The sequence below is a fragment of the Pseudoalteromonas sp. HF66 genome (genome assembly GCF_011806445.1).
Lineage (GTDB): Bacteria > Pseudomonadota > Gammaproteobacteria > Enterobacterales > Alteromonadaceae > Pseudoalteromonas > Pseudoalteromonas apostichopi.
Window position 1 is genome coordinate 304,849 of the sequence record NZ_JAATOU010000002.1, and the last position, 21,437, is coordinate 326,285.

Below are 21,437 nucleotides of genomic sequence, written 5' to 3' on the forward strand. Positions count from 1 at the left end.
ATGCTGCCCTTAAAATCAAAATGCGTAAAATTACTCAGCGTGAGCTGTAACGTAATCGATTGCAGCTTGAACTGTAGTGATCTTTTCAGCTTCTTCGTCTGGGATCTCAGTGTCGAATTCTTCTTCAAGAGCCATTACTAGTTCTACTGTGTCAAGTGAATCAGCACCTAGGTCATCAACGAAAGAAGCTTCATGTTTTACTTCTTCTTCTTTAACACCTAGTTGCTCAATGATAATTTTCTTTACGCGTTCTTGGATGTCGCTCATTCTTCTTTCCTTTATTAAAAACGCCAATGCGTTATTTTCAGATTGCGGCGTAGTTTACGCCGCATAATTCTGTGATTCAAGGATTTGCTGATAATTACTTATCTGGTCAAACCTCTCGAATAGTATTTGTTCATTTATCGCTTATTTTCATAGCGAATTCAAGTATGTTTAAAGCAAGATCACAAAAAATTCAACAATTTTCGATAATCTTTCGTTAGCAAATTTCTGCCAACTTTCATTAGACCATGTACATCGCGCCATTTACGTGCAATGTTTCGCCTGAAACATACGCAGCAGCGTCAGATGCTAAATAACATACCGCAGCAGCAATTTCATCAGGTTGACCTAAACGTCCTGCAGGTACATTTGCAAGCGTAGCCGCTTTTTGGTCTTCAGTCAGCTCATCTGTCATATCTGTTTGGATAAAACCAGGTGCAACAACGTTTACAGTGATGCCACGTGATGCAACTTCGCGTGCTAATGACTTAGTAAAACCAATTACACCCGCTTTCGCTGCAGCATAGTTAGCTTGCCCCGCATTACCCATAGTGCCCACTACAGAACCGATATTAATGATACGGCCATTTTTCTTTTTCATCATAGGGCGTAAAACAGCCTTAGATAAACGGAAAATTGAGCTTAGGTTAGTGTCGATGATGTCATCCCACTCACCGTCTTTCATACGCATTAATAAGTTATCGCGAGTGATACCTGCATTGTTAACTAATACATCGATATCACCTAAATCAGCCTTGATCGCAGCAAGTGTCGCCTCAATCGATTCAGGATCTGTAACGTTAAGAGCATAACCTTTACCGTTGTCACCTAGGTATTCACTGATTTTAGCAGCACCTGATTCACTTGTTGCTGTACCCGCTACTTTTGCACCTTGTGCAACTAGCGTATTTGCAATCGCTTTACCAATACCACGGCTTGCACCAGTGATTAGGACAACCTTGCCCTCAAGAGAAAATAAATTTGTCATTCTATTCCTACTTATTTCGCTTCATCAATAGCAGCTTGCGTATTAACCGCAGCACATACCATTGCTTTATCAATTCGTTTTGCAAGACCCGTTAGTACTTTACCAGGGCCAAACTCATAGCTTTGTGTGATACCTTGCGCAACTAATGCTTGTACTGTTTCAGTCCAGCGAACTGGGCTGTATAGTTGACGTACTAATGCATCTTTAATTGCTTCACTTGATTGCTCTGCTTTTACATCAACGTTGTTGATTACATCACACTTAGGTGTATTAAATGTTAAAGCAGCTAAATCAGCAGCTAATTTCTCAGCAGCTGGTTTCATTAGTTCACAGTGAGAAGGTACGCTTACTGCAAGTGGTAAAGCACGTTTAGCACCTGCTTCTTTACATGCTTCTGATGCACGCTCAACTGCCGCTTTATGGCCGGCAATAACAACCTGGCCTGGTGAGTTGTAGTTTACTGGTGAAACAACTTCGCCATTTGCTGATGCTTCACACGCTGCTTTAATTTCGTCGTCACCTAAGCCGATGATTGCAGCCATAGAACCAACACCCGCAGGTACTGCTTCTTGCATGTATAAACCACGATTTTCAACTAGTTTAACGGCTTCGCTTAAGCTTACAACGCCAGCACAAACTAATGCTGAATACTCACCTAAACTGTGACCGGCCATCACAACATCGGCATCAGGGTTTGCGTCTAACCATTGACGGTAAATAGCTACACTAGCAGTTAAAAGTGCTGGTTGTGTACGATGGGTTTGATTTAATTCTTCTTCTGGACCATTTAGTACAAGTGCAGCTAGATCATAGCCAAGAGCTTCAGATGCTTCAGCGAATGTTGCTTTAGCAATCTGTGAATCAGCTAATAGTTCAGATAACATGCCCACAGTTTGTGAGCCTTGACCTGGAAATACGAGTGCAATTTTATGTGCCATACTTTGCTCTTATAATTAAACAAAAAAATATTCTGTAGCAGGCAGCATAACAAGTTTTAGATATGCTGCACTACTTTGTTGTTGGATGTGTTTGCTCAAAAATCGCAGCGATTTTTTCAGGGAGTTGGCGTTCGACTTCCCGCGCGGCTTCATCAATAGCTGCATGAAACGCCTTCGGTGAGGCATTGCCATGGCTTTTAACAACAATACCGCGCAATCCTACCAGACTTGCGCCGTTATACTGGTCGGGGTTCACCCGCTTGTAGAGTTTTTTTATCACCGGACGTAATAAAAACGCTAAACTTTTGTATAAGAAATGTTTGTGTAAGGCTTTGGTGAGTTTGTGCATGATCAGTTTGGCAATACCTTCACAGGTTTTTAATGCCACATTACCTACAAATCCTTCGCACACAATAACATCGGCTTTTCCGCTGAAAATATCACTACCTTCACTGTAACCAGTGTAGTTGAGATATTCACACTGCTGCATTAACTGTGCAGCTTGTTTTATTCCTTCATGCCCTTTGATGTCTTCAGAGCCAATATTCAATAAACTAACTCTTGGGTTATCACAGCCAAGAGCCTGCCCTGCTACCACAGAACCCATAATGCCAAATTGATAAAGAGTTTGTGCATCACAATGCACATTAGCACCTAAATCAAGTAAATAGACTGGGTTTTTACGTTCGGTTGGAACGGCAGAGATTAATGCAGGACGTTTTACGCCTGGAAGCATCTTTAATACGTAATGCGCCATAAAAAATAACGCGCCTGTATTTCCAGAGCTTACACACGCTTGCGCTTCACCCGACTTGACTAAATCGAGGGCAACTCGCATTGATGAATCTTTTTTAGAACGAACCGCTGAAGCAGGTTCACACGCATTTGTCACGACTTCGCTACAATGACGAATAATTAAACGAGGGTGCGAAACAGAATCGAGTGCTTCGAGTTCTTTTAGAATAACTTGCTGATTACCACATAAGATGAGTCTTAAGTTGGTATTAGCATTTACCGCTTGCACGGCAGCGGGGATAGATGAACGGGGGCCGTAATCGCCCCCCATCATATCTAACGCTATGGTTAGATTGGTCAGCATATAGCAATCTCTTAGTTAGAAATTACTTTAACGCCTTTGTAGTAACCGTCAGCAGTTACGTGGTGACGACGGTGAGTCTCACCAGAAACTTGATCTACAGTTAAAGTTGGACCACTGATCGCATCGTGTGAACGGCGCATGCCGCGTCTTGCACGAGACTTTTTGCTTTTTTGTACAGCCATTAGTCTTCTCCTAAGAATCTTTCTTAAGTTGTTTCAAAATATCAAATGGATTTGGTTTGTCATCTTTTGCTGCTAATTTACCAAAGCTAGTAGGCTCTGATGAATAACTGCACGAAGCTTCGTTGTGTGTAGGCACTATTGGAATCGCTAAAATCAATTCGTCTTCGATTAACTCAAATACGTTGATTTCACCGTTTTCGTCCAGTTCTACTTCATCGTAGCCTTCAGGAAGATGATCTGACTCTGCATCCAAACCAACTGGCGAATACACAAAGTCTTGATCCAAATCCAACCCTAATTCACCATTACAGCGTTGACAAGTTACAGTTACATGTGTTGATAAGTTTCCACTTATTACCACTAAACCTTGCTCATCAATTTTGCAATGAATCTTTACCGCTATTTCACCTACTTCTTCCTGCACAACTTGCTCTAAACGAGAAAGTTTTTCAAGCGGAACAATACCGTCATACGTTAAACGATGTTGAGCTGCTTTGCTGGGATGAAGAGTGATGGGAATTTTCACCTTTTGCATAGGGGCTGCATCATATAGATAGTTAGTAAGTTAGTCAAAGTAAAAAACCAATTTTGATAGGTTTTTAACGATCTTCTGCTTTGTTTTCGGATTCATTGTGGCTTATCCTTGGCAAAATACAATTTTTATCCAGAATTTATTATGAAACCAACACTTATATTAGCGTCCAGCTCACCTTTTAGACAGCAATTATTAACTAAGTTTAACTTACCTTTTCAAAGTTTTTCACCAGATATAGATGAATCCCCTATTGCAGCTGAAACGCCAGAACAATTAGTTGCACGTTTAAGCGAGCAAAAAGCCCGAGTTGCCAAACAACATTTTAGTGAAGGTTTGGTGATCGGCTCTGATCAAGTTGCGGTATTCAACGATACAATTTTAGGTAAACCTCATACTAAAGAGAATGCCGTTAAGCAGCTATCATCGTTCAGTGGCCACACAGTGACCTTTTTAACGGGTTTAAGTGTATATGACATACAAAGCGATAAAGCAATTACCACTGTGGTGCCATTTGATGTGACATTTAAAACACTCACACTTGAGCAGATCAATGCTTATTGCGATGCAGAGCAGCCATACAACTGCGCAGGCAGCTTTAAAAGTGAAGGGTTAGGCATCTGTTTATTTGAAAAGCTCAGTGGCGATGACCCTAATACATTGATAGGTCTGCCACTGATCACATTAACTAAAGTGCTGGCTGAGTTTGGTGTTGATATATTGATGCTTCAAGGGAAGTAGTTAAAACTTGCAATAGCTGTTGATATGAATCGACAACACATAACGGCGTGTGTTGTTGTAACTGCGCCGGGCTATGAGCACCAAAACTCACACCAATACAAGCAATACCTGCGGCATTAGCCATTGCCATATCGAGTTGGCTATCGCCAACCATCACAGCATCACGTTTAGCTATGCCCTGCTCTTGTAAAATTTGCTCAAGCATATCCGGTGATGGCTTAGACTTAGCATCATCTGAGCATTTTACAGTGGCAAAGTACTTACCAAGGCCTGACTCGTTAAGTAGTCTATCGATGCCTTCACGACCTTTACCGGTAGCCACTGCCAATTGCATACCTGCGTCGCTTAGCTGTTTTAGTACAGTTTCTACATCAGCAAATAAAGGCGTGGGTGTGACATCTAATTCACGATACTGCGCTTTGTAAGCTGCAACTAGTTCATCGTTTAAATGTAAATGGGCAGGAAAAAGCGCCTCAGTAGCCTTTGCTAGCGACAAACCAATCACATCTTTTGCTTGCTGAACTGTTGGTACAGCAATACCGAGCTGTCTTGCTGTATTTTGCAAACAAGTAACGATTTTTGGCACAGAGTCCATCACTGTGCCGTCCCAATCGAAAATAACCAGCTTAAACTTGTTCATTATCTGCACGTAGCTTTTTAATGCAGTTTTTAAGTGCATTGTCTAATGGTGCCTCAACATGCATGGTTGTTTCGTTTTTAGGATGCATAAAACGTAAATCATGAGCATGTAAAAACAAACGATTTAAACCAGTTAGCTTGTTCACGTATTGATCAAACTCTGCAACGCCGTATTTATCATCACAAGCAATCGGGTGACCTTTACATTGTGTATGCACACGAATTTGGTGAGTACGCCCTGTTACCGGCGACGCTTGCACTAGTGAGCACTCAGCATATCGCTCAAGCACACGAAAACGTGTATGTGATGGTTTACCTTCAGTATTATCAACGCGTACAACACGCTCACCTGACTTCAACGTGTTTTTACGAAGTCCTTCGGTAACATTTTTTGTTTTAGAGTCCCATTGGCCATCGACTAACGCCCAATAGTTCTTTTCCATGGTTTTTTCACGTAACTGCTTATGCAAATCAGTCAACACAGAACGACGCTTTGATATTAGCAAGCAACCTGATGTGTCACGGTCTAAACGGTGAACAAGCTCTAAGCTACGCTCCTCAGGACGAAGTACACGAAGTGCTTCAATTAATCCATAACTTAAGCCACTGCCGCCATGCACAGCCATGCCCGAAGGCTTGTTGATCACCATTAAATACTTGTCTTCAAACAAAATGGCGTCTTCAAGCTGTTTTACCTTATCGAGTTTTTTTGGCACAAACTCTTCTTTTTCAGCCACTTTAATAGGTGGAATACGAACTACATCATTTAGTTGTAGTTTGTAGACAGGTTTTATGCGTTTTTTATTTACTCGCACTTCGCCCTTACGAAGGATTTTATAAACTGCACTTTTAGGCACACCTTTTAGGTGAGTAATAAGAAAGTTATCAATACGTTGACCGAGATGGTCTTCACCTATGGTAACAAACGAAACTTGTAAGCCGGTTTTTTCTGACATTGCCTAATCACTGATTTAAGTAAATAATTTAGTTGCTAACGCGACGGTAATAGTGGGATAATCACCGTCGCGAACATAAAGTTTGCAAGTAACAACGGTGCTTTTATCACATTAATACATTCGTGAAGCATATTCTGGGTTGCCGATCATACAGATCCGCGCTAAGTTTTCCAAAGCTTTTATAATTACCCAGCCAACACGAGCGTTCAATTATCGGCGATGCGCGTAATATATTGCCTGAATAATTTGAGCACGAATGTTGATTAATGAACATAAAAAGCAATTGAACAAGATAAATTGACTGATAGTGACGACGTAGCAACGTCATTCAGATACAGCTGTTGTAGCAAGACATTGAATAAAAATTTGAACATGGTCGACTTCGGGACAGAACTCGTAAATTAAAACCGCAGAATTGGCGGCAGTTTTGACACCAAAAAGAATTTAATAACGTGACAACATGTTATTGTCAGCCACACTTAGTGATGCTCAATGTAAGCAAACAACCTCAGGTTTTGACTTTAACCAGTCGTGAGACTGCACAAAAACAACCGTCAGAAACCACTGAACAGACGAGTTTATATCGTCATGTCAGCGACAGAATTAGTAGAGTAACAATATGAAACGTATGCTAATCAATGCGACGCAGCAAGAAGAAATGCGCGTTGCACTGGTTGATGGCCAGCGCCTGTATGATTTAGACATAGAGAGCCCAGGTCACGAACAAAAAAAAGCAAATATTTACAAGGGTAAAATTACCCGTATCGAACCGTCACTAGAAGCAGCCTTTGTTGATTATGGTGCTGAAAGACACGGTTTCCTTCCTCTTAAAGAAATAGCTCGCACCTACTTCCCACAAGGCTATACATTCCAAGGTCGTCCAAATATCCGTGACGTGATCAAAGAAGGCCAAGAAGTAATCGTGCAAGTTGATAAAGAAGAACGTGGCCAAAAAGGCGCAGCGTTAACTACTTTTATCAGTGTTGCAGGTAGCTATTTAGTACTTATGCCTAACAACCCTCGTGCGGGTGGTATTTCCCGCCGTATTGAAGGTGATGAGCGTACTGAACTTAAAGAAGCACTAAGCCGTTTAGAGTTACCTAAAGGCATGGGCTTAATTGTTCGTACTGCTGGTGTTGGTAAATCATTTGAAGAACTTGATTACGACTTAAAAGCACTATTAGTGCATTGGCAAGCAATTCAGCAAGCAGCTGATAGCGGCCCTGCTCCGTTCCTAATTCACCAAGAAAGTAACGTAATTTTCCGCGCAATCCGTGACTATTTACGTCGTGATATTGGTGAAATTTTAATTGATAAAGCACGTGTATTTGAAGAAGCGAAAGCGCATATTGAGCGTTTCCGTCCAGATTTCATGAGTCGTGTTAAGCTTTATCAGGGCGATGTACCACTATTCACTCACTACCAAATTGAAAGCCAAATTGAGTCTGCTTTCCAACGTGAAGTTCGCTTACCATCAGGTGGTTCAATTGTAATCGACCCAACTGAAGCGCTAACGTCTATCGATATCAACTCATCAAAAGCCACTAAAGGCGGTGATATTGAAGAAACAGCACTTAATACCAACTTAGAAGCCGCAGACGAAATTGCCCGTCAATTACGTTTACGTGACTTAGGTGGCCTTATTGTTATCGACTTTATCGATATGACACCACCACGCCATCAACGTGAAGTTGAAAACCGTTTAAAAGACGCTGCTCGCCCTGACCGTGCCCGTGTACAGATTGGTAAGATCTCGCGCTTTGGCCTGCTTGAAATGTCGCGTCAACGTCTGCGCCCTTCATTAGGTGAAGCAAGCCAAGGCCCATGTCCTCGTTGTAATGGTCAAGGTACGATTCGTTCTAACGAGTCAATTGCATTGTCTATCCTTCGTTTAATCGAAGAAGAAGCAATCAAAGACAACACATCTCAAGTAAATGCACAAGTGCCTGTTGCTGTTGCCGCTTACCTATTAAACGAAAAACGTCGTAGTGTTCAGCGCATCGAAAAGCGCCATAACGTTGATGTTGTGATCATTCCTAATCAACACATGGAAACACCTCATTACGAAGTAGTTCGCTTACGTAAAGACGAAACAATCGAAACAGTAAGCTACGAGCAAGTTGTTGCTCCTGAGCCAGAAGCATTTGAAATGGCTAAAGCGCCTTCAGCACCAGTTCGTGAAGAGCCGGTTCTAAAAGGTGTAGTAATGCCTACAACACCTGCTCCTCAAGCTGCGCCTAAAGTTGAACAAGCCACTCCTGCGGCTAAAAAGTCTGAAGGTGGTTTATTTGCTGCAATTGGTAAATTCTTCAAATCATTATTCAGTAATGCCGAAGAGGAAGCTGAAAAAGAGCAAGAAGAGAAAAAGGCAGCACAAAGACGTAGCAATAATCGTCGCAACAACGACAACCGTCGCCGTAGCAACAATCAACGTCGTCGTAATTCGCGCAATAAGCGTCCTGATGATGCACAAGCTAAAGAAGAAAACACAAACACTTCTAATAAGCCTGAGCAAAAAGAAGGTAACGAGAATCGCAACAAACGTCGTCGTAATTCTAACAACAGAAAACGTAATGAAAAACGTAATGATGATGTAGAGCAAACGACAAAAGATACTGCACAAGAAACGCAAGCTGAGCAACCGAAGGAAACTAAACCTAAGGTTCGTCGTCAACGTCGTAACTTACGCAAGAAAGTTCGCGTACAAGATGAAAATGCAGATGATGCGAATACAGTAAAAACAACTGAAACAGTTGAGCAAGCGGCAAAAGCTGAAAAGCCAGCTAAGCCTGCAAAAGAAACAGTAGCTGTTGAGACTGAACAAGCAGAACAATCAGTTTCTGAAAAGAAAGTTCAAGCTAAACCAGTTAAAACAGAAGCTGAACCTAAACAAACAGAGCAAATTGAATCTGTTGAAGCATCAACAGACGAAGAGCAAGCGCAACCTCGCACTCGTTCTCGTCGTTCACCACGTCACTTACGTGCTGCTGGTCAACGTCGTCGTCGCCCTGAGCAAGACGAGAAGTCGAGTGATGACAAAACTGATGCTCCTGCATTCATTCCGGTTGCTGATCAAGCTGCTGCTGAATATGAAGCTGAGCTAAAAGCTAAACAAGCTCAAGCTGGAGAGCCAGTAAAAGCTGAAGAACCAGTAAAAGCTGAAGAACCAGTAAAAGCTGAAGAACCAGTAAAAGCTGAAGAACCAGCAAAAGCTGAAGAACCAGTAAAAGCTGAAGAACCAGTAAAAGCTGAAGAACCAGTACAAGCTGAAGAACCAGTACAAGCTGAAGAACCAGTACAAGCTGAAGAACCAGTACAAGCTGAAGAGCCAGTACAAGCTGAAGAACCAGCACAAGCTGAAGAACCAGTACAAGCTGAAGAACCAGTAAAAGCTGAAGAGCCAGTACAAGCTGAAGAGCCAGTACAAGCTGAAGAGCCAGTACAAGCTGAAGAACCAGTACAAGCTGAAGAACCAGTACAAGCTCAAGAGCCAGTACAAGCTGAAGAGCCAGTACAAGCTGAAGAGCCAGTACAAGCTGAAGAACCAGTAAAAGCTGAAGCACCTGCTAAAAATGAGAAAACAGTTTTAGTAAAAGGTTCAGCAAGCGCTGCAATGGCAAAACCTGCGCCTGTAACTGACAGTGAGCCAGAGCCAACGCCAGCGGCTATGGCGCATGACAAACGTGTAGCTATTCCAGATAGCGGCCTTCGTGCAGGTTCAATTAAACCTGCTGGCAGAGCCAGTGCTGATATGGCAAAAACCTTAGCGGCTGATTAATTTAGTCGCTTAACTAAAAAAGCCGCGTTTTTTAACGCGGCTTTTTTGTGTGTAATGTTTTTAAATAATACCAATTCGCTTAGTTAAGTGATCTATTTTGAGGCAAGGAAACCTCGTTGATAGCAAGGCAAAAATTTCGTTATTTAGTTGCTCTAAATCAGAAATTTTTAACGCAGGTAGCGACAGGTTTAATCCCTCAAAATGATTAAGTATTATTGCTGACTGGTATAACAATATCTTGTGTACCTAGGTGAGTTGCATAGCCGCCCACAAGAACCTTATAAACACCCTGCTCGTTCGAATAAACACTGGCTGAAATGTGTGAACTGCACCCCATTGCTCGGCCTTGTTCAAACTTAAAATGATTTTCTTGCTGTACAAATACATGCTTTGATAAGTAGCATGCAAGCGCACCACTGGCGCTACCGGTTGCTGACTCTTCGGGTATACCAACCAAAGGCGCAAAGTTACGGCAACTTGCGGTCAGCTCACTTTGCTCTTCACATAATTCAAAGGCATGAACACCAATTACATTATGCTGTTGGCAGAACTCGCTAAGCGCAACTTCATCGATATTGATTTTATCTAAGTAGCCATTGGGCACAGCGATAATAATATCCGGTAAACCTGTAGTTATTACATCTATTGGCAAGCCTGTTTCTGCGAATGTTGTTTCACAAAGCCCTAGTAAGTTTACAAAGTCACCATAAGCTAAGTTGCCAAGATAATTTGGCAAGGCTTGCTCCATGGTAATTTGCCCGTCTTCGGCAATTGTTACACCTAACAAACCCGCTTTTGTTCGCTGAGTGTAATTACCTGCGTTTAAAATACCTTGGTCATATAAGGTAGCAAACACTGCAAGTGTTGCGTGTCCACAAAAATCAACTTCTTCGGTTGTAGTAAAAAATGATACAGCAAAGTCAACTTCATGATCTTGCTCTACAAAAGCCGTTTCTGAAAAGCCAACTTCTTTTGCAATCTTCAATTTTTCTGTATCTGAAAGATTGTCAGCATTTAATACCACGCCTGCAGGGTTACCACCTGCTCCCTCTGCTGTAAATGAGTTAACTAAAAATGCAGTTATTGTCATTATTTTTTCCATACTTAAGTTAAAAACTAGGTATTGCACTTGCGCCATAATATATCGATATGTTTGTAGTGCTATAAAAGTTGAGATCTAAATTGGCTGTTTTATACAAGGAATATAATTCTTACGATTCTAAATCTAACACCTAAGCTGACGTTACACCCATACATCATTAACCGCGGTCAACTGCCCACCTGCATTACCTGTATTTACAACCCCTTTAGGTTCAACAAGCATTATTTTACATTCTGTGTCTGCCTTTGGTTTATGTTCAACGCCCTTAGGAATTACAAATAGTTCACCAGCTTCTAAAGTCACAACGCCATCCCTAAACTCAATTTCAAGCATGCCTTCAATAACAATGAATACTTCATCAGTATCAGGGTGATCATGCCAAACAAATTCACCTTCAACTTTAGCGAGTTTAAATTGATAGTCATTCATTTCAGCAATGACCCTTGGCGACCAATGCTCTGTGAATTTAGAAAACTTGTCTTTAAAATTAACTGGTTTGTAAGTCATATTTATTCATCTCCGAAACGATCTTTGTGTAAGTCAAATTCATAAAATAACATTCCATTTTCCTTTGAAGCTTGTTCTTCAAAAGCCAATTTTTTTAAAAGCTTAATCGATGGTGTATTTAACTCATCAACACCAGCAATAAGCTTACGCCAGTATGAATGAGTACAAGCGAGGTTTATAAAGCCCTGCAATAACTCAAGTGCAAGACCCTGCCCCCAATACTGCTCAGCTAACAAATAACCGATATGAGCATCATGCTTTTCGGTATATACAAATAAAAGCCCAATAACTTCTTGATGTTGAGATTGCAGCATTAATAGGCGGCATTCGTTAAGCATGTTAGCCAGCCACTTTTCAGCTGCAGCTATAGAATCTACCCCCTGAAAATAACTAGGTAAGTTTGTAACTACAGCAGGTGTTAATATCGCAGGTAAAGCGTTAACTAAAGTAGTTCTCTCTGACTTAGTGTCATTCGAGTTTAATTCAATAACGTTTAGTCTCGGTGTATTAAATGAAAGATTCATTTAATCTCTTAAATCTTCAGCTGTAAAATTACTTTTAAATGTAAAAGCATAAGGTGTGTCACCGTTTTTACGAAGATATTGCAACTTCTCTAATGCTTCTTGAGGGGTTGGAATATGCTTATCTTCAATCCACCATAAAACATAACTATCTTCAGCTAAGCGATGAAACCATTCAGCTTTTCTACGCATGAAATCTCTGTGATGAGTGCGAAACATAAAATTTTTAAGATCTTGAACGCTTTCCCACACAGACATATTGATAATCATATTCGGATCATCAAATAACTTAATATTGGTAGCATCACCTGATTCGTCTTTTAATCGCCATACAAATCCAGCACTGTTTTCAGCAACGCCATTTATTAAATCGAGATTGTCTACAAAATCTTTTATTTCTGGCGCATCCAATGGGTATTTGGCAAGAGCTATATTTAGCTGAGCAAGTTTCATCTTATGACTCTCCATAGCCATAGGGAAGTTTGTACCTTTAGTGTATTAAAATTAAGCTATATATCAATAACAAAGTTATTGAAAATCAAACCTAACTTATCTAATGTTTTTGTTCATAAATAAAAAGCCCAGCTAGTGCTGGGCTAAAAAGTGTTATCTATCTTCATATTAAAGTTGAGTCAAATTAACTCTCTTCCTGCTCCATAAAACGCTGTAGCTGGTCTTTAAGGTTAGGTGGAATACCTTTGATCACAAGTGTATCCGTAGCCTCGTTGTACATTACACGCTCACCTAAGTGTTTACGTTCAAAGCTCACGCTGACACCACCGCCCATGCCTGAGAACTTCACCATACTAGTGACTGTTTTCTTATCAACAGGGAAAGACTCTTCTAAGTCGTAACTTTGCTCTTGGCAAAAGCTGTCAAATGGACTGTCTTCATTTTTCGATAAGGTTGCAGAAAGTTCTTTAACGTTGGCATCTTCACCTGTTGTCACGCAATCATTACAGTAATCAAATACTTGCTTGCGTAGCTCGTCTTTCTCTGACTTATCGTATTGTTGCTCAGATAAGTAATCTTCTACAGCATTTAACATGACTTGGCTTTGCTGTTTAGGATCAATGCCCTCTTCGCAGCCTAAAAAGTCTAAAAAGAAGTCAGCAACTTTACGACCCGCACGCCCTTTAATAAACGACACATAGCGGTTATCCTCTGGTTGTGTATCCCACGCAGTTAAATCTACACGTGCAGCTAGTTGCATACGCGAAATATCTAAGTGGCGTGATGATGCTAGATCAAGCTCAGAAGTAATTGAATAATGCTCTTTAATATTGATCATAGCAATTAACAAGAAGTCACTTGCCACATATTGATAATGGCAAAAAACTAAATAACCCGTTTCGTTAAAAGCATACTTATTTAACTCTTCTTTAAGCACATTCGTTGCTTGCTCTGTCATGTGCCAAAAGCCTAGTTCATTGTTACGGTAACTTTGCATTGCTGAAGCAACAATGCTGTTTTTCTCGCCGCTGAATGCACAGTAGCCTTTACCTGGCTTACCATTATATGCATGGTGTAGCTGCTCAATAAAAACGGCTACTTTATCGTTAACAACCATCTCATCATTGCGTAAATGAATATCTGTATCGTCATCTTTTTTGTCTACATAATGAACGACTAATTTTTTAACATCTATTGTCATCTTTGTTTTTCACGCCTCTGGTGTTAAAATACGGGAATATAACTCTTTTTATCGAACCAACTGATGCCTATCATATCAAAATATTCTAATGAGCAAGTAGAACAAATCGTTGATCAGCTGATTGATGTACTAACAGAGCACAAAGCGCCTGTTGATTTAAGCCTTATGTGTTTAGGAAATTCTATCACGCATATTTTAAAAGAGCATGTACCATCAGAGAAAAGACAAGCTGTTGCCGACAACTTTGCCAAAGCATTAGCACAGTCGGTTAAATAAGATTTATGAATTTATCGCAACAAAGTCAGTTTTCTTCAAAAGTAAGTCAGCTTTTAAGTTGGGGCCATTGGTTCACTTTTGCTAACATAGGTTTAGTGCTATTTATTAGCTTAAGCTACTTAGTCGCAGACAGTGCACCAACCACTTTTATAGGCTATGTTTACATGCTCGTGACTTGGTTAAGTCACACGAGCTTTATTACTTTTATTGCCTTTGTTTTAACGATATTTCCATTAAGCTTAGTGTTTCCATACCCTCGGCATATTAGAGGGATGGCAGCAATTATCGCAACACTTGGGGCATCATTCTTAACGCTTGATGCCTATGTGTATTTCAACTTGGGTTATCACCTCAATACTTCTGCCCTACCAGAGATAGTTTCTTTATTGTGGCACCGTTTAACAAGCTCACCCGCATTAACAACGATTCTTGCGGGCGGTATTGTTCTGCTAATTTTAGCGTTTCAATTATTAGTCAGTAACTATACTTGGCACCATTTGGCGCGTTTAAAGCAATATAAATTCCCGCGCTATGCAACCAGCACTATCTTAGTGTGCTTTGCATTAAGCCACAGTATTCATATTTGGGCTGACGCTAACTTAAAATTTGATATTACTAAGCAAGATAATGTATTGCCATTGTCATACCCAACAACAGCAAAAAGCTTATTAGCAAAAAATGATTTACTTGATATCGAAAGCTATAAAGAAGCTCACGATGTTAGGCTAGACCCACATAATATTAATTACTTAGCACCGGCCCCACTTGCCGAGTGTAAGGCTGAGTCGAGTGCTACTATCGATATTTTAGTATTTGAAAACAATACTGAACTTGAGAAATATGTTGCCACTGAGCCGGCACTGCGTAAAACCGATTTGTTCTTACAGCCTGTTGAAGCCGAAGATACTTTATTTAGTTTAGTGTATGGCCTGCCAGCATTTTACAAAGCACCTATTCTAGACAAGCAGCAACTACCTGTGTGGCTTACTGATAATCGCTCAATTCAAATTAATGGTTTTGAACAATTCGAATTTATTAATAACGACGATCAAAACCCTGCGGTACGTTTAGTACGTGCAGATGCTGCAACACAAACTCGCGAATCTGCCAATGCCGTATTTGCTTTTAGCCTTGCTAAAGAAAGCAATGGCATTGTCACAGCCTCACGTCTATACAGCTCAGATAAAAAAGTTGTACAAACCGATGGGCTTATTCAACCAAGCGATATTATCGCCACCAGCGTTGGTCACTATCTTGGCTGCAAAACATTAGCTAAACAAACCATGTTAGGTAGTAACCTATATAAACGCCATGATGACACTGGCGTAAACTACTCGCAAAATGTATTTATCGCATTTAAAAAAGACCGAATCACCCTGATTGATTCTGATGGTAATTTTAAAAATATTTCAGCAGCACAAGGCTTTGCAATTGAACAAGGATTAGATATTCCATTCTTAGTGCAAAGTATTAAAAAACTGAAGCGATATACGCCTTAGAACTTATTGATAAATCAATAATATGAACTAGCTTTAGATATTAGACACCTTATTTGATTAGGAGACACGGATGTCATGAAAGCCATAATCATTTACCTTATATCAATAGCCCTACTGTGTTTTTCATACAACTCAATGGCTGCCACCACTGAATACTATAAATGTGTTACAGACAGAGGCACAATATTTAGTGAATTTCCCTGCGGTAGCCGCGCAATAAAACATAAGATCCAAGTAACCGACCCAGACTTACAAGCTCCGAAAAACTTTGTTAAAGAGCTTAATGAGCTCGAACGCCAGCAAATTATCAGGAATATTGAGGCTGAAATTCGCAGTTATAAGTACCGTTTAGATATTTTAAGCCGCAACCGAGATAGAGCTCAGTATCAACAAGAACAACGCCTAAATCGTATTTTGTCTGATAAAGAAGCTAAGCAGATTAGTAAAGACATCAAAAAACAACTGAAAGCAATTAACAAGCAATATGGGCGTGACGTGAAAAGTGTTAATAAAAAACTCGCAAAACTTGAGAAAAAACTAGCTCGCTATAATTAAATACACTTTACTATTGGGTTTAAAGAATAAATAACATATTCTTAACACCTATAGAGTTATTGCTCTATGTTGGTATAAGACCAACACGCTTAATTAAGTGAACTATTCTGATGCAATAAAACCTTGTTGATAACAAGGCAAAAATGTCGTTATTTAGTTGTTCTAAATTTGAGATTTTTAACGCAGTTAGCGACAACTTTAATCCTTCAAAATGATTAAGTATTATTGCGGGTTAGTATGATTGTTAGAAGGAGTTTATATGCAGCCACAACACATTGCAGAGTTAATTTTATCTGGGTTTCGCAATCACTATAAACTCTTTCAAGCGATCACTGCCAAAGCGCCACTCGCGTTTGCAAACCGCGATTGGCAAAAAATAAATGAGATAAGCAAACTCAGAATTAGCCATTACGATGATCGGGTTAACGAAACCATTGCTAAGCTCAAATCGCTTAATGAACAGCAAATTATTACCTTAAACCAAACCTGCTGGCTTGAAACTAAACAACTCTATCAACAATTTTTGCGCTTTCACCCTCAAGCAGAACTCGCCGAAACCTTTTACAACTCGGTGTTTTGCCGCTTATTTCATCGCCGCTATTTTAATAATGACTTTATCTTTGTTAAAGCAACTTTAGCGGATGCTCCAGCATTACCGATGGAAGTAGAGTACCGAAGTTACCACCCTGTTGTTGATGGCCTAAGACCCACGATACGCAAAATTATTAATCAGTTTGATTTTAAAGCGCCCTTTGTCGATTTAGAACGCGATATCCGATTGCTGGTAAAGGCATTTTATAAGCAAGCGCCCGACACACATCACCAAGCATGGCAAATGCGCTTTGATATACTGCAAGCCCCGTTTTACCGAAACAAAGCTGCTTATATTGTTGGCCGTGTGGTATCAGAAAGTGGCGTACAGCCATTTATTATTGCGGTGTTGCATCATGAAGACAAAGGTCTATACCTCGATGCCCTACTCACCAAATCATCGCAAATGCGGGTTATTTTTGGTTTTGCGCGTGCTTATTTTATGGTTGAAACCCATGCGCCATCTGCGTTAGTACGCTTTTTAAATCAGCTTATGCCGAACAAAACTCTGGCAGAGCTTTACAATGCAATAGGTTTTCATAAACAAGGTAAGACCGAGTTTTACCGAGAGTTTTTAAGTCATTTAGAGCATTCAAACGATCAGCTCGTTATTGCCCCTGGTACACCCGGGATGGTGATGATGGTATTTACTCTGCCGTCGTTTGGTTATGTGTTTAAAGTCATTAAAGACACCTTTGGAGAAAGCAAACCCTTTGGCCGCGATACCGTATTAAAACGCTATCAATTAGTAAAAAGCCATGACCGTGTTGGCCGAATGGCCGACACAATAGAGTATTCGAACGTCGTATTTCCACTAGCCCGATTTGATAGTAAATTACTTGAAGAGTTACATAAAACCATTGGTTCTTCGATGATTATTGAAGGCGAATGGTTAATCATCAAGCATTTGTATATTGAAAGACGGATGACACCGTTAAACCTGTATCTTGAAAATGCCAGTGAACAACAAGCGTTTGAAGCAATAGAAGAATATGGTCAAGCTTTAAAAGAAATGATCGCCGTAAATATTTTCCCAGGCGACATGCTGTTGAAAAACTTTGGGGTTAGTAAACATAATCGCATTATTTTTTACGACTATGATGAAGTTCAGTACCTAACAGACATGAACTTTCGCGCCTTACCAAAAGCAAAGTCGTACGATGATTACTTAACCAATGAGCAGAGTTACTCTGTGGCACCACAAGATGTGTTTCCAGAGCAATTATGTACCTTTGTGACAGCAAACCCAGTGTATAAGCAATATTTATTAAGTACACACCCTGAGCTTGAAGATCCAGCCTATTGGCGACAAGCACAATACAATTATAAGCAAGGTGTAGTTAGCCATATTTATCCATACCCTGCTGCACAACGATTTATCCATTATTGGTAAACACCAAGGACACACAATGAATATAAGTAAAATAGATTTAAACTTACTTGTTTACCTAGATACCTTACTAAGGGAGTGTAATGTAACTAAAGCTGCTAACCAGCTGAGCATTACCCAACCTGCCATGAGTAATGGCCTAAAAAGACTCCGTAATTTATTTAACGACCCTATTTTAGTGCGTACCAGTGAAGGTATGGTACCAACTGAGCGTGCAAAAGAATTACAGCCGGTGATCCGCGGCATTTTAATGACTCTTGAAGAAACACTTGCACCAAACCGCGAATTTGAAGCATCACAAAGTAAGCGTGTTTTTCGTATCATGGCCAGTGACTATGCAGCAAGTACCCTAGCACCACGCTTATTGAGTAAATTACACGAAGAAGCGCCCGATACCACACTCGATATTTTGACTCCAAGTGATGTAACCTTCCACGATGTTGAAAACGGTAAAGTGGATATGGCTATTAACCGTTTCGAAAACTTACCGCAATCGTTTCACTATAAACAAATTTGGAAAGACAGCTTTTGTTGCTTAGTAAAAGCAGATAACCCAATTATCAAAGACTTCAGCCTCGACAGCTATTTAAAAGCCCGTCATATCTGGGTAAGTAAAACAGGCTTTGGTGTAGGTGTTGGGATGGACCCTAAAGATGTTCAAAAGCTAGGTTGGGTAGATGAAGCGCTCGCTCACTTTGGTAAACACCGAAATATTGCCACCTTTACTCGTAACTACCACGTTGCCATTCACTTAGCGAAAGAACAAAACTTAGTAGCAACTTTACCATCTAAAGCGGCAAATATTTATTTAGACGATCCGGGCCTTACAATTCTAGAGCCGCCATTCCCTATTCCACCATTTGAGCTAGATATGATTTGGAGCCCTCTGCTACACCGCGATGCAAGCCATATTTGGTTACGCCAAAAAGTTGCAGAAGTAGCCGACGAGCTTAAGTAAGATTTTACCACTGAATTTGTAATTATTGCTGATAAGCAACGTGTTAGCTTAACTTATCAGCAATCCCCCTCCTATAAAAAACCTACAACCACTTGAAATACAATAACTTTATATTTAAGTGATGAACTGGAATATGCTTTGCAAGTATCTAATTACATTGTTTTTAATATTCAAAAAGAGGTCATTATGAATACTCATCAAGGACAAGACGTTCATCATATTGCAGATATCATTCAAGTTATGAATAGCGGTATCGATTTTTATGAAAAAGCACAGGAAAAAGTAACCGACCCAAGTATTATTGCCTTATTTCAACGCATGATAGATGCGCGTAAAGTAAGTGTTGAGCGCTTACAACCTTATGCCATTAACGAAAATGGCGAGCGTGAAAATGGCTCAGACTTTGCTGTAGAAGCACGTAAAGCCTATACATCTTTAATCACCAAACTTGGTGCAGACAAAAACGCCACGTACGTTAGCGAGCTTGAAGAAGTTGAAGATAAAACACTAGCTGAAATCAAACACGCGCTTAAAAAACCACAACCACATGACTGTGAAGCCGCATTATCAAAAACCCTGCTGACAATTCAAAGTTGTCATGCTGAAATGAGTAAAATGAAAAAGCATTAAATTGTGAGAGTGCAAAGCCCAGTTAAGCTGGGCTTTTATCTGTTTAGATATAGATAAGCGGTGTGTATCTCACCTGAGAGTTTAGCTGATAGGTTTAAACATCTATTGAGAGACAGCAACAGCTTAATTCACCATCCGAAGTGCGAGCTTTTCCTAAGTTCCGTTAAGTTCCAATTTCTGACCATCAAGCTTGACTCGTTAATGCCCCATTTCGCGTTAACGCAAATACTCTAAGGGTGTCTTTGAGAGATCAGGTACAGTGTTATTCATCTAATGCTATTGGCTCTACTCCATAAAACTGATATTTCACATAACTTTATGTCATCACCAATACAAATGACTGTTTTAATATGCAGTTCAGTTTTCGTACTCCCATATTCAAGAAAATGAGCGACGAGCGCACTTTCTTTTTACTGAATCTCTTTAGCTTCAATAAGAAATTAGAATTGGCAATGCATTACGTTATTTGTTAAAAATAGATTAATTAATACCTGCGCGTAACATCGGCAGAAAGATGCGCGACGGGCGCACTATAAAATTGTTATAAATCAAAAGGAAGTTTAGTCTAGATGTGGAACCCTTTCTCTATCTTGAGTTTTTTGTATACAGTTGCTAAAGATGCTCCTGATCCAATAAATGTTCAATTTGAAGAGCCTTCACCAAATCTTTTACCTCAAGTGCTTAGAAAGAAGGCGAAAGTGGATGGTTTTTATATTTCTCAGTTGTGGATAGAGAATCTATCGAAACGTGTTCTAGAAAACGTGCGGATCAATTTGACATCGCCTTTGAAGTACGCCCCTGTAGTCAGAACTAATAAACGTCATGGGGAAGTTGAGTTTACTTATGACGAAAATAAAATGGAGCTGCTTATTACAAGGTTAGACCCTTCTGAGTCGCTAAAGTTGTCCTTCTTTCCTGAATCAGAGAGGCTTAGTGAGTTCCATGAACCGCAAATCATCATAGGTGGTCAAGAGCTTAGTTCTCTCATGGTTCAGCTTGGGTTGTATAAAAAATATCCATCACTGCTATCTACTTATCTTTTTTCGATTTTTGCAGTGATCTTTGCTGTTGGTGCAGCTGGCTTCACGACCTACCTAACCATAAGAGACAATCCAGCATTTTTTCCTAACTCTGAATATACAGTTCTTCGAGAAGCGCAGGAAAGGTTGTCAAAGTATGGCTGTCCACTTGTCGCCAGAGAAAATACTCAAGATTTAAGAGAAAAGCTAAAATCAGGCCCTCCATATCACATTCCAACAATAATGGAGACGAATGGAGTTGATTCTGAAAGAAAACTTTGGGCCAAAGAAACTATTGCATTTATAGAGTGTGGGGATTAATTTATAACAAGGCGCTGCTGTCGGACAAATTTTCCGCTGCGCTCCAAATTTGCCGCAGAGCGCGGCGTTATTACCAATGCCTTTCTTTTTTATACAGAGCCGTCCTTCAGCTCTAACTCATTTCTGTCCATAGATGGGTTATAAATATAACTGCCCCAAAATAAGTTAGGTTAAATGCTCTAACTGCTGCTTTGAGCAATCAAGAAACGGTCCAAGCCCAACACATTGAATGATAAGTTAACGCATCTTTAATAATAGCTAGAAAATTTTGCTTAATGGGCTTACAACACCGTTTGC

Annotated in this window: 22 protein-coding genes; 9 read left to right on the forward strand and 13 right to left on the reverse strand. The window is 40.1% G+C overall.

Features of this window, described 5'->3' with window-relative positions; genetic code table 11:
• Positions 1-30: 30 nt before the first annotated feature.
• The 6 genes from acpP to yceD all read right to left on the reverse strand — a co-directional run bounded on the left by acpP (position 31) and on the right by yceD (position 4,006).
• Positions 31-267 carry an acyl carrier protein gene (gene acpP, locus HCZ11_RS04220; protein WP_016707440.1) on the reverse strand — a complete coding sequence of 79 codons (237 nt, stop codon included), beginning with the start codon at positions 265-267 and terminating at the stop codon, positions 31-33.
• A 238-nt stretch (positions 268-505) separates the two neighbouring features.
• Entirely contained in the window at positions 506-1,252 is a 747-nt protein-coding gene (gene fabG, locus HCZ11_RS04225; protein ID WP_130051612.1) for a 3-oxoacyl-ACP reductase FabG, read from the reverse strand.
• An 11-nt stretch (positions 1,253-1,263) separates the two neighbouring features.
• On the reverse strand, positions 1,264-2,190 hold the full coding sequence (gene fabD, locus HCZ11_RS04230; protein ID WP_167657743.1) for an ACP S-malonyltransferase: 927 nt from the start codon (positions 2,188-2,190) through the stop codon (positions 1,264-1,266).
• Positions 2,191-2,260: 70 nt separating this feature from the next.
• Positions 2,261-3,289: a phosphate acyltransferase PlsX gene (gene plsX, locus HCZ11_RS04235; protein ID WP_054554712.1), complete on the reverse strand. Its 1,029-nt coding sequence runs from the start codon at positions 3,287-3,289 to the stop codon at positions 2,261-2,263.
• An 11-nt stretch (positions 3,290-3,300) separates the two neighbouring features.
• A complete protein-coding gene (rpmF, locus tag HCZ11_RS04240) occupies positions 3,301-3,471 on the reverse strand; it encodes a 50S ribosomal protein L32 (RefSeq protein WP_036967969.1) in 171 nt (56 codons plus the stop codon).
• Positions 3,472-3,481: 10 nt separating this feature from the next.
• A complete protein-coding gene (gene yceD / locus HCZ11_RS04245) occupies positions 3,482-4,006 on the reverse strand; it encodes a 23S rRNA accumulation protein YceD (protein ID WP_130051614.1) in 525 nt (174 codons plus the stop codon).
• 141 nt (positions 4,007-4,147) lie between these two features.
• Between yceD and HCZ11_RS04250 the strand changes: the two genes are divergently transcribed.
• A complete protein-coding gene (locus HCZ11_RS04250) occupies positions 4,148-4,744 on the forward strand; it encodes a nucleoside triphosphate pyrophosphatase (protein ID WP_130051615.1) in 597 nt (198 codons plus the stop codon).
• On the opposite strand, the gene HCZ11_RS04255 is transcribed toward HCZ11_RS04250, so the two are convergent.
• Together HCZ11_RS04255 and rluC are read right to left on the reverse strand one after the other, a co-directional pair.
• A complete protein-coding gene (locus HCZ11_RS04255) occupies positions 4,692-5,384 on the reverse strand; it encodes an HAD family hydrolase (protein WP_167657744.1) in 693 nt (230 codons plus the stop codon). The two genes, HCZ11_RS04250 and HCZ11_RS04255, sit on opposite strands and share 53 nt — an antisense overlap.
• A complete protein-coding gene (gene rluC / locus HCZ11_RS04260; protein WP_130051617.1) occupies positions 5,371-6,339 on the reverse strand; it encodes a 23S rRNA pseudouridine(955/2504/2580) synthase RluC in 969 nt (322 codons plus the stop codon). The genes HCZ11_RS04255 and rluC overlap by 14 nt, the downstream gene beginning before the upstream one ends.
• 619 nt (positions 6,340-6,958) lie before the next feature.
• Between rluC and rne the strand changes: the two genes are divergently transcribed.
• Positions 6,959-10,117 carry a ribonuclease E gene (gene rne, locus HCZ11_RS04265; RefSeq protein ID WP_167657745.1) on the forward strand — a complete coding sequence of 1,053 codons (3,159 nt, stop codon included), beginning with the start codon at positions 6,959-6,961 and terminating at the stop codon, positions 10,115-10,117.
• Between the two features lie 205 nt (positions 10,118-10,322).
• Here the strand turns inward: rne and HCZ11_RS04270 are convergent, their stop codons facing one another.
• The 5 genes from HCZ11_RS04270 to yejK form a co-directional block, all read right to left on the reverse strand.
• Positions 10,323-11,207 carry a PhzF family phenazine biosynthesis protein gene (locus HCZ11_RS04270; protein ID WP_167657746.1) on the reverse strand — a complete coding sequence of 295 codons (885 nt, stop codon included), beginning with the start codon at positions 11,205-11,207 and terminating at the stop codon, positions 10,323-10,325.
• A 153-nt stretch (positions 11,208-11,360) separates the two neighbouring features.
• Positions 11,361-11,726 (reverse strand): cupin domain-containing protein, encoded by a 366-nt coding sequence (locus HCZ11_RS04275; RefSeq protein ID WP_130051620.1) that lies wholly within the window; start codon positions 11,724-11,726, stop codon positions 11,361-11,363.
• Between the two features lie 2 nt (positions 11,727-11,728).
• Positions 11,729-12,250, reverse strand: a complete 522-nt coding sequence (locus HCZ11_RS04280) for a GNAT family N-acetyltransferase (protein ID WP_167657747.1) — start codon at positions 12,248-12,250, stop codon at positions 11,729-11,731.
• The gene (locus HCZ11_RS04285; RefSeq protein ID WP_167657748.1) at positions 12,251-12,700 is read right to left on the reverse strand and encodes a DUF3291 domain-containing protein; all 450 of its coding nucleotides are present in this window, start codon (positions 12,698-12,700) and stop codon (positions 12,251-12,253) included. It lies immediately after the preceding gene.
• Between the two features lie 184 nt (positions 12,701-12,884).
• Positions 12,885-13,901, reverse strand: a complete 1,017-nt coding sequence (gene yejK / locus HCZ11_RS04290) for a nucleoid-associated protein YejK (RefSeq protein ID WP_130051623.1) — start codon at positions 13,899-13,901, stop codon at positions 12,885-12,887.
• A gap of 63 nt (positions 13,902-13,964) precedes the next feature.
• Here yejK and HCZ11_RS04295 point away from each other — a divergent pair, with 63 nt between their 5' ends.
• The 7 genes from HCZ11_RS04295 (at position 13,965) to HCZ11_RS04325 (ending at position 21,140) form a co-directional block, all read left to right on the forward strand.
• Positions 13,965-14,177 carry a DUF1414 domain-containing protein gene (locus HCZ11_RS04295; protein WP_036967930.1) on the forward strand — a complete coding sequence of 71 codons (213 nt, stop codon included), beginning with the start codon at positions 13,965-13,967 and terminating at the stop codon, positions 14,175-14,177.
• A 5-nt stretch (positions 14,178-14,182) separates the two neighbouring features.
• Positions 14,183-15,676 (forward strand): DUF3413 domain-containing protein, encoded by a 1,494-nt coding sequence (locus HCZ11_RS04300; RefSeq protein WP_130051624.1) that lies wholly within the window; start codon positions 14,183-14,185, stop codon positions 15,674-15,676.
• A gap of 75 nt (positions 15,677-15,751) precedes the next feature.
• Positions 15,752-16,231 (forward strand): DUF4124 domain-containing protein, encoded by a 480-nt coding sequence (locus tag HCZ11_RS04305; protein WP_130051625.1) that lies wholly within the window; start codon positions 15,752-15,754, stop codon positions 16,229-16,231.
• Positions 16,232-16,490: 259 nt separating this feature from the next.
• Complete coding sequence (aceK, locus tag HCZ11_RS04310) at positions 16,491-18,215, forward strand: bifunctional isocitrate dehydrogenase kinase/phosphatase (protein ID WP_130051626.1); 1,725 nt, start codon at positions 16,491-16,493, stop codon at positions 18,213-18,215.
• Between the two features lie 16 nt (positions 18,216-18,231).
• Positions 18,232-19,170 (forward strand): LysR family transcriptional regulator, encoded by a 939-nt coding sequence (locus tag HCZ11_RS04315; protein ID WP_130051627.1) that lies wholly within the window; start codon positions 18,232-18,234, stop codon positions 19,168-19,170.
• A gap of 186 nt (positions 19,171-19,356) precedes the next feature.
• Complete coding sequence (locus tag HCZ11_RS04320; RefSeq protein WP_054554697.1) at positions 19,357-19,800, forward strand: PA2169 family four-helix-bundle protein; 444 nt, start codon at positions 19,357-19,359, stop codon at positions 19,798-19,800.
• A gap of 569 nt (positions 19,801-20,369) precedes the next feature.
• A complete protein-coding gene (locus tag HCZ11_RS04325; RefSeq protein WP_167657749.1) occupies positions 20,370-21,140 on the forward strand; it encodes a hypothetical protein in 771 nt (256 codons plus the stop codon).
• Positions 21,141-21,437 lie beyond the last annotated feature (297 nt).

Bases quoted from the DNA above. Each gene is read 5' to 3' on its own strand.
- fabD (WP_167657743.1), bottom strand. From the start codon at position 2,190: ATGGCACATAAAATTGCACTCGTATTTCCAGGTCAAGGCTCACAAACT.
- HCZ11_RS04285 (WP_167657748.1), bottom strand. From the start codon at position 12,700: ATGAAACTTGCTCAGCTAAATATAGCTCTTGCCAAATACCCATTGGAT.
- rne (WP_167657745.1), top strand. From the start codon at position 6,959: ATGAAACGTATGCTAATCAATGCGACGCAGCAAGAAGAAATGCGCGTT.
- plsX (WP_054554712.1), bottom strand. From the start codon at position 3,289: ATGCTGACCAATCTAACCATAGCGTTAGATATGATGGGGGGCGATTAC.
- HCZ11_RS04250 (WP_130051615.1), top strand. From the start codon at position 4,148: ATGAAACCAACACTTATATTAGCGTCCAGCTCACCTTTTAGACAGCAA.
- HCZ11_RS04320 (WP_054554697.1), top strand. From the start codon at position 19,357: ATGAATACTCATCAAGGACAAGACGTTCATCATATTGCAGATATCATT.
- HCZ11_RS04325 (WP_167657749.1), top strand. From the start codon at position 20,370: ATGTGGAACCCTTTCTCTATCTTGAGTTTTTTGTATACAGTTGCTAAA.
- HCZ11_RS04305 (WP_130051625.1), top strand. From the start codon at position 15,752: ATGAAAGCCATAATCATTTACCTTATATCAATAGCCCTACTGTGTTTT.
- yceD (WP_130051614.1), bottom strand. From the start codon at position 4,006: ATGCAAAAGGTGAAAATTCCCATCACTCTTCATCCCAGCAAAGCAGCT.
- HCZ11_RS04275 (WP_130051620.1), bottom strand. From the start codon at position 11,726: ATGACTTACAAACCAGTTAATTTTAAAGACAAGTTTTCTAAATTCACA.
- rluC (WP_130051617.1), bottom strand. From the start codon at position 6,339: ATGTCAGAAAAAACCGGCTTACAAGTTTCGTTTGTTACCATAGGTGAA.
- HCZ11_RS04270 (WP_167657746.1), bottom strand. From the start codon at position 11,207: ATGACAATAACTGCATTTTTAGTTAACTCATTTACAGCAGAGGGAGCA.
- fabG (WP_130051612.1), bottom strand. From the start codon at position 1,252: ATGACAAATTTATTTTCTCTTGAGGGCAAGGTTGTCCTAATCACTGGT.
- aceK (WP_130051626.1), top strand. From the start codon at position 16,491: ATGCAGCCACAACACATTGCAGAGTTAATTTTATCTGGGTTTCGCAAT.
- rpmF (WP_036967969.1), bottom strand. From the start codon at position 3,471: ATGGCTGTACAAAAAAGCAAAAAGTCTCGTGCAAGACGCGGCATGCGC.
- HCZ11_RS04255 (WP_167657744.1), bottom strand. From the start codon at position 5,384: ATGAACAAGTTTAAGCTGGTTATTTTCGATTGGGACGGCACAGTGATG.
- acpP (WP_016707440.1), bottom strand. From the start codon at position 267: ATGAGCGACATCCAAGAACGCGTAAAGAAAATTATCATTGAGCAACTA.
- HCZ11_RS04315 (WP_130051627.1), top strand. From the start codon at position 18,232: ATGAATATAAGTAAAATAGATTTAAACTTACTTGTTTACCTAGATACC.
- HCZ11_RS04300 (WP_130051624.1), top strand. From the start codon at position 14,183: ATGAATTTATCGCAACAAAGTCAGTTTTCTTCAAAAGTAAGTCAGCTT.
- yejK (WP_130051623.1), bottom strand. From the start codon at position 13,901: ATGACAATAGATGTTAAAAAATTAGTCGTTCATTATGTAGACAAAAAA.
- HCZ11_RS04295 (WP_036967930.1), top strand. From the start codon at position 13,965: ATGCCTATCATATCAAAATATTCTAATGAGCAAGTAGAACAAATCGTT.
- HCZ11_RS04280 (WP_167657747.1), bottom strand. From the start codon at position 12,250: ATGAATCTTTCATTTAATACACCGAGACTAAACGTTATTGAATTAAAC.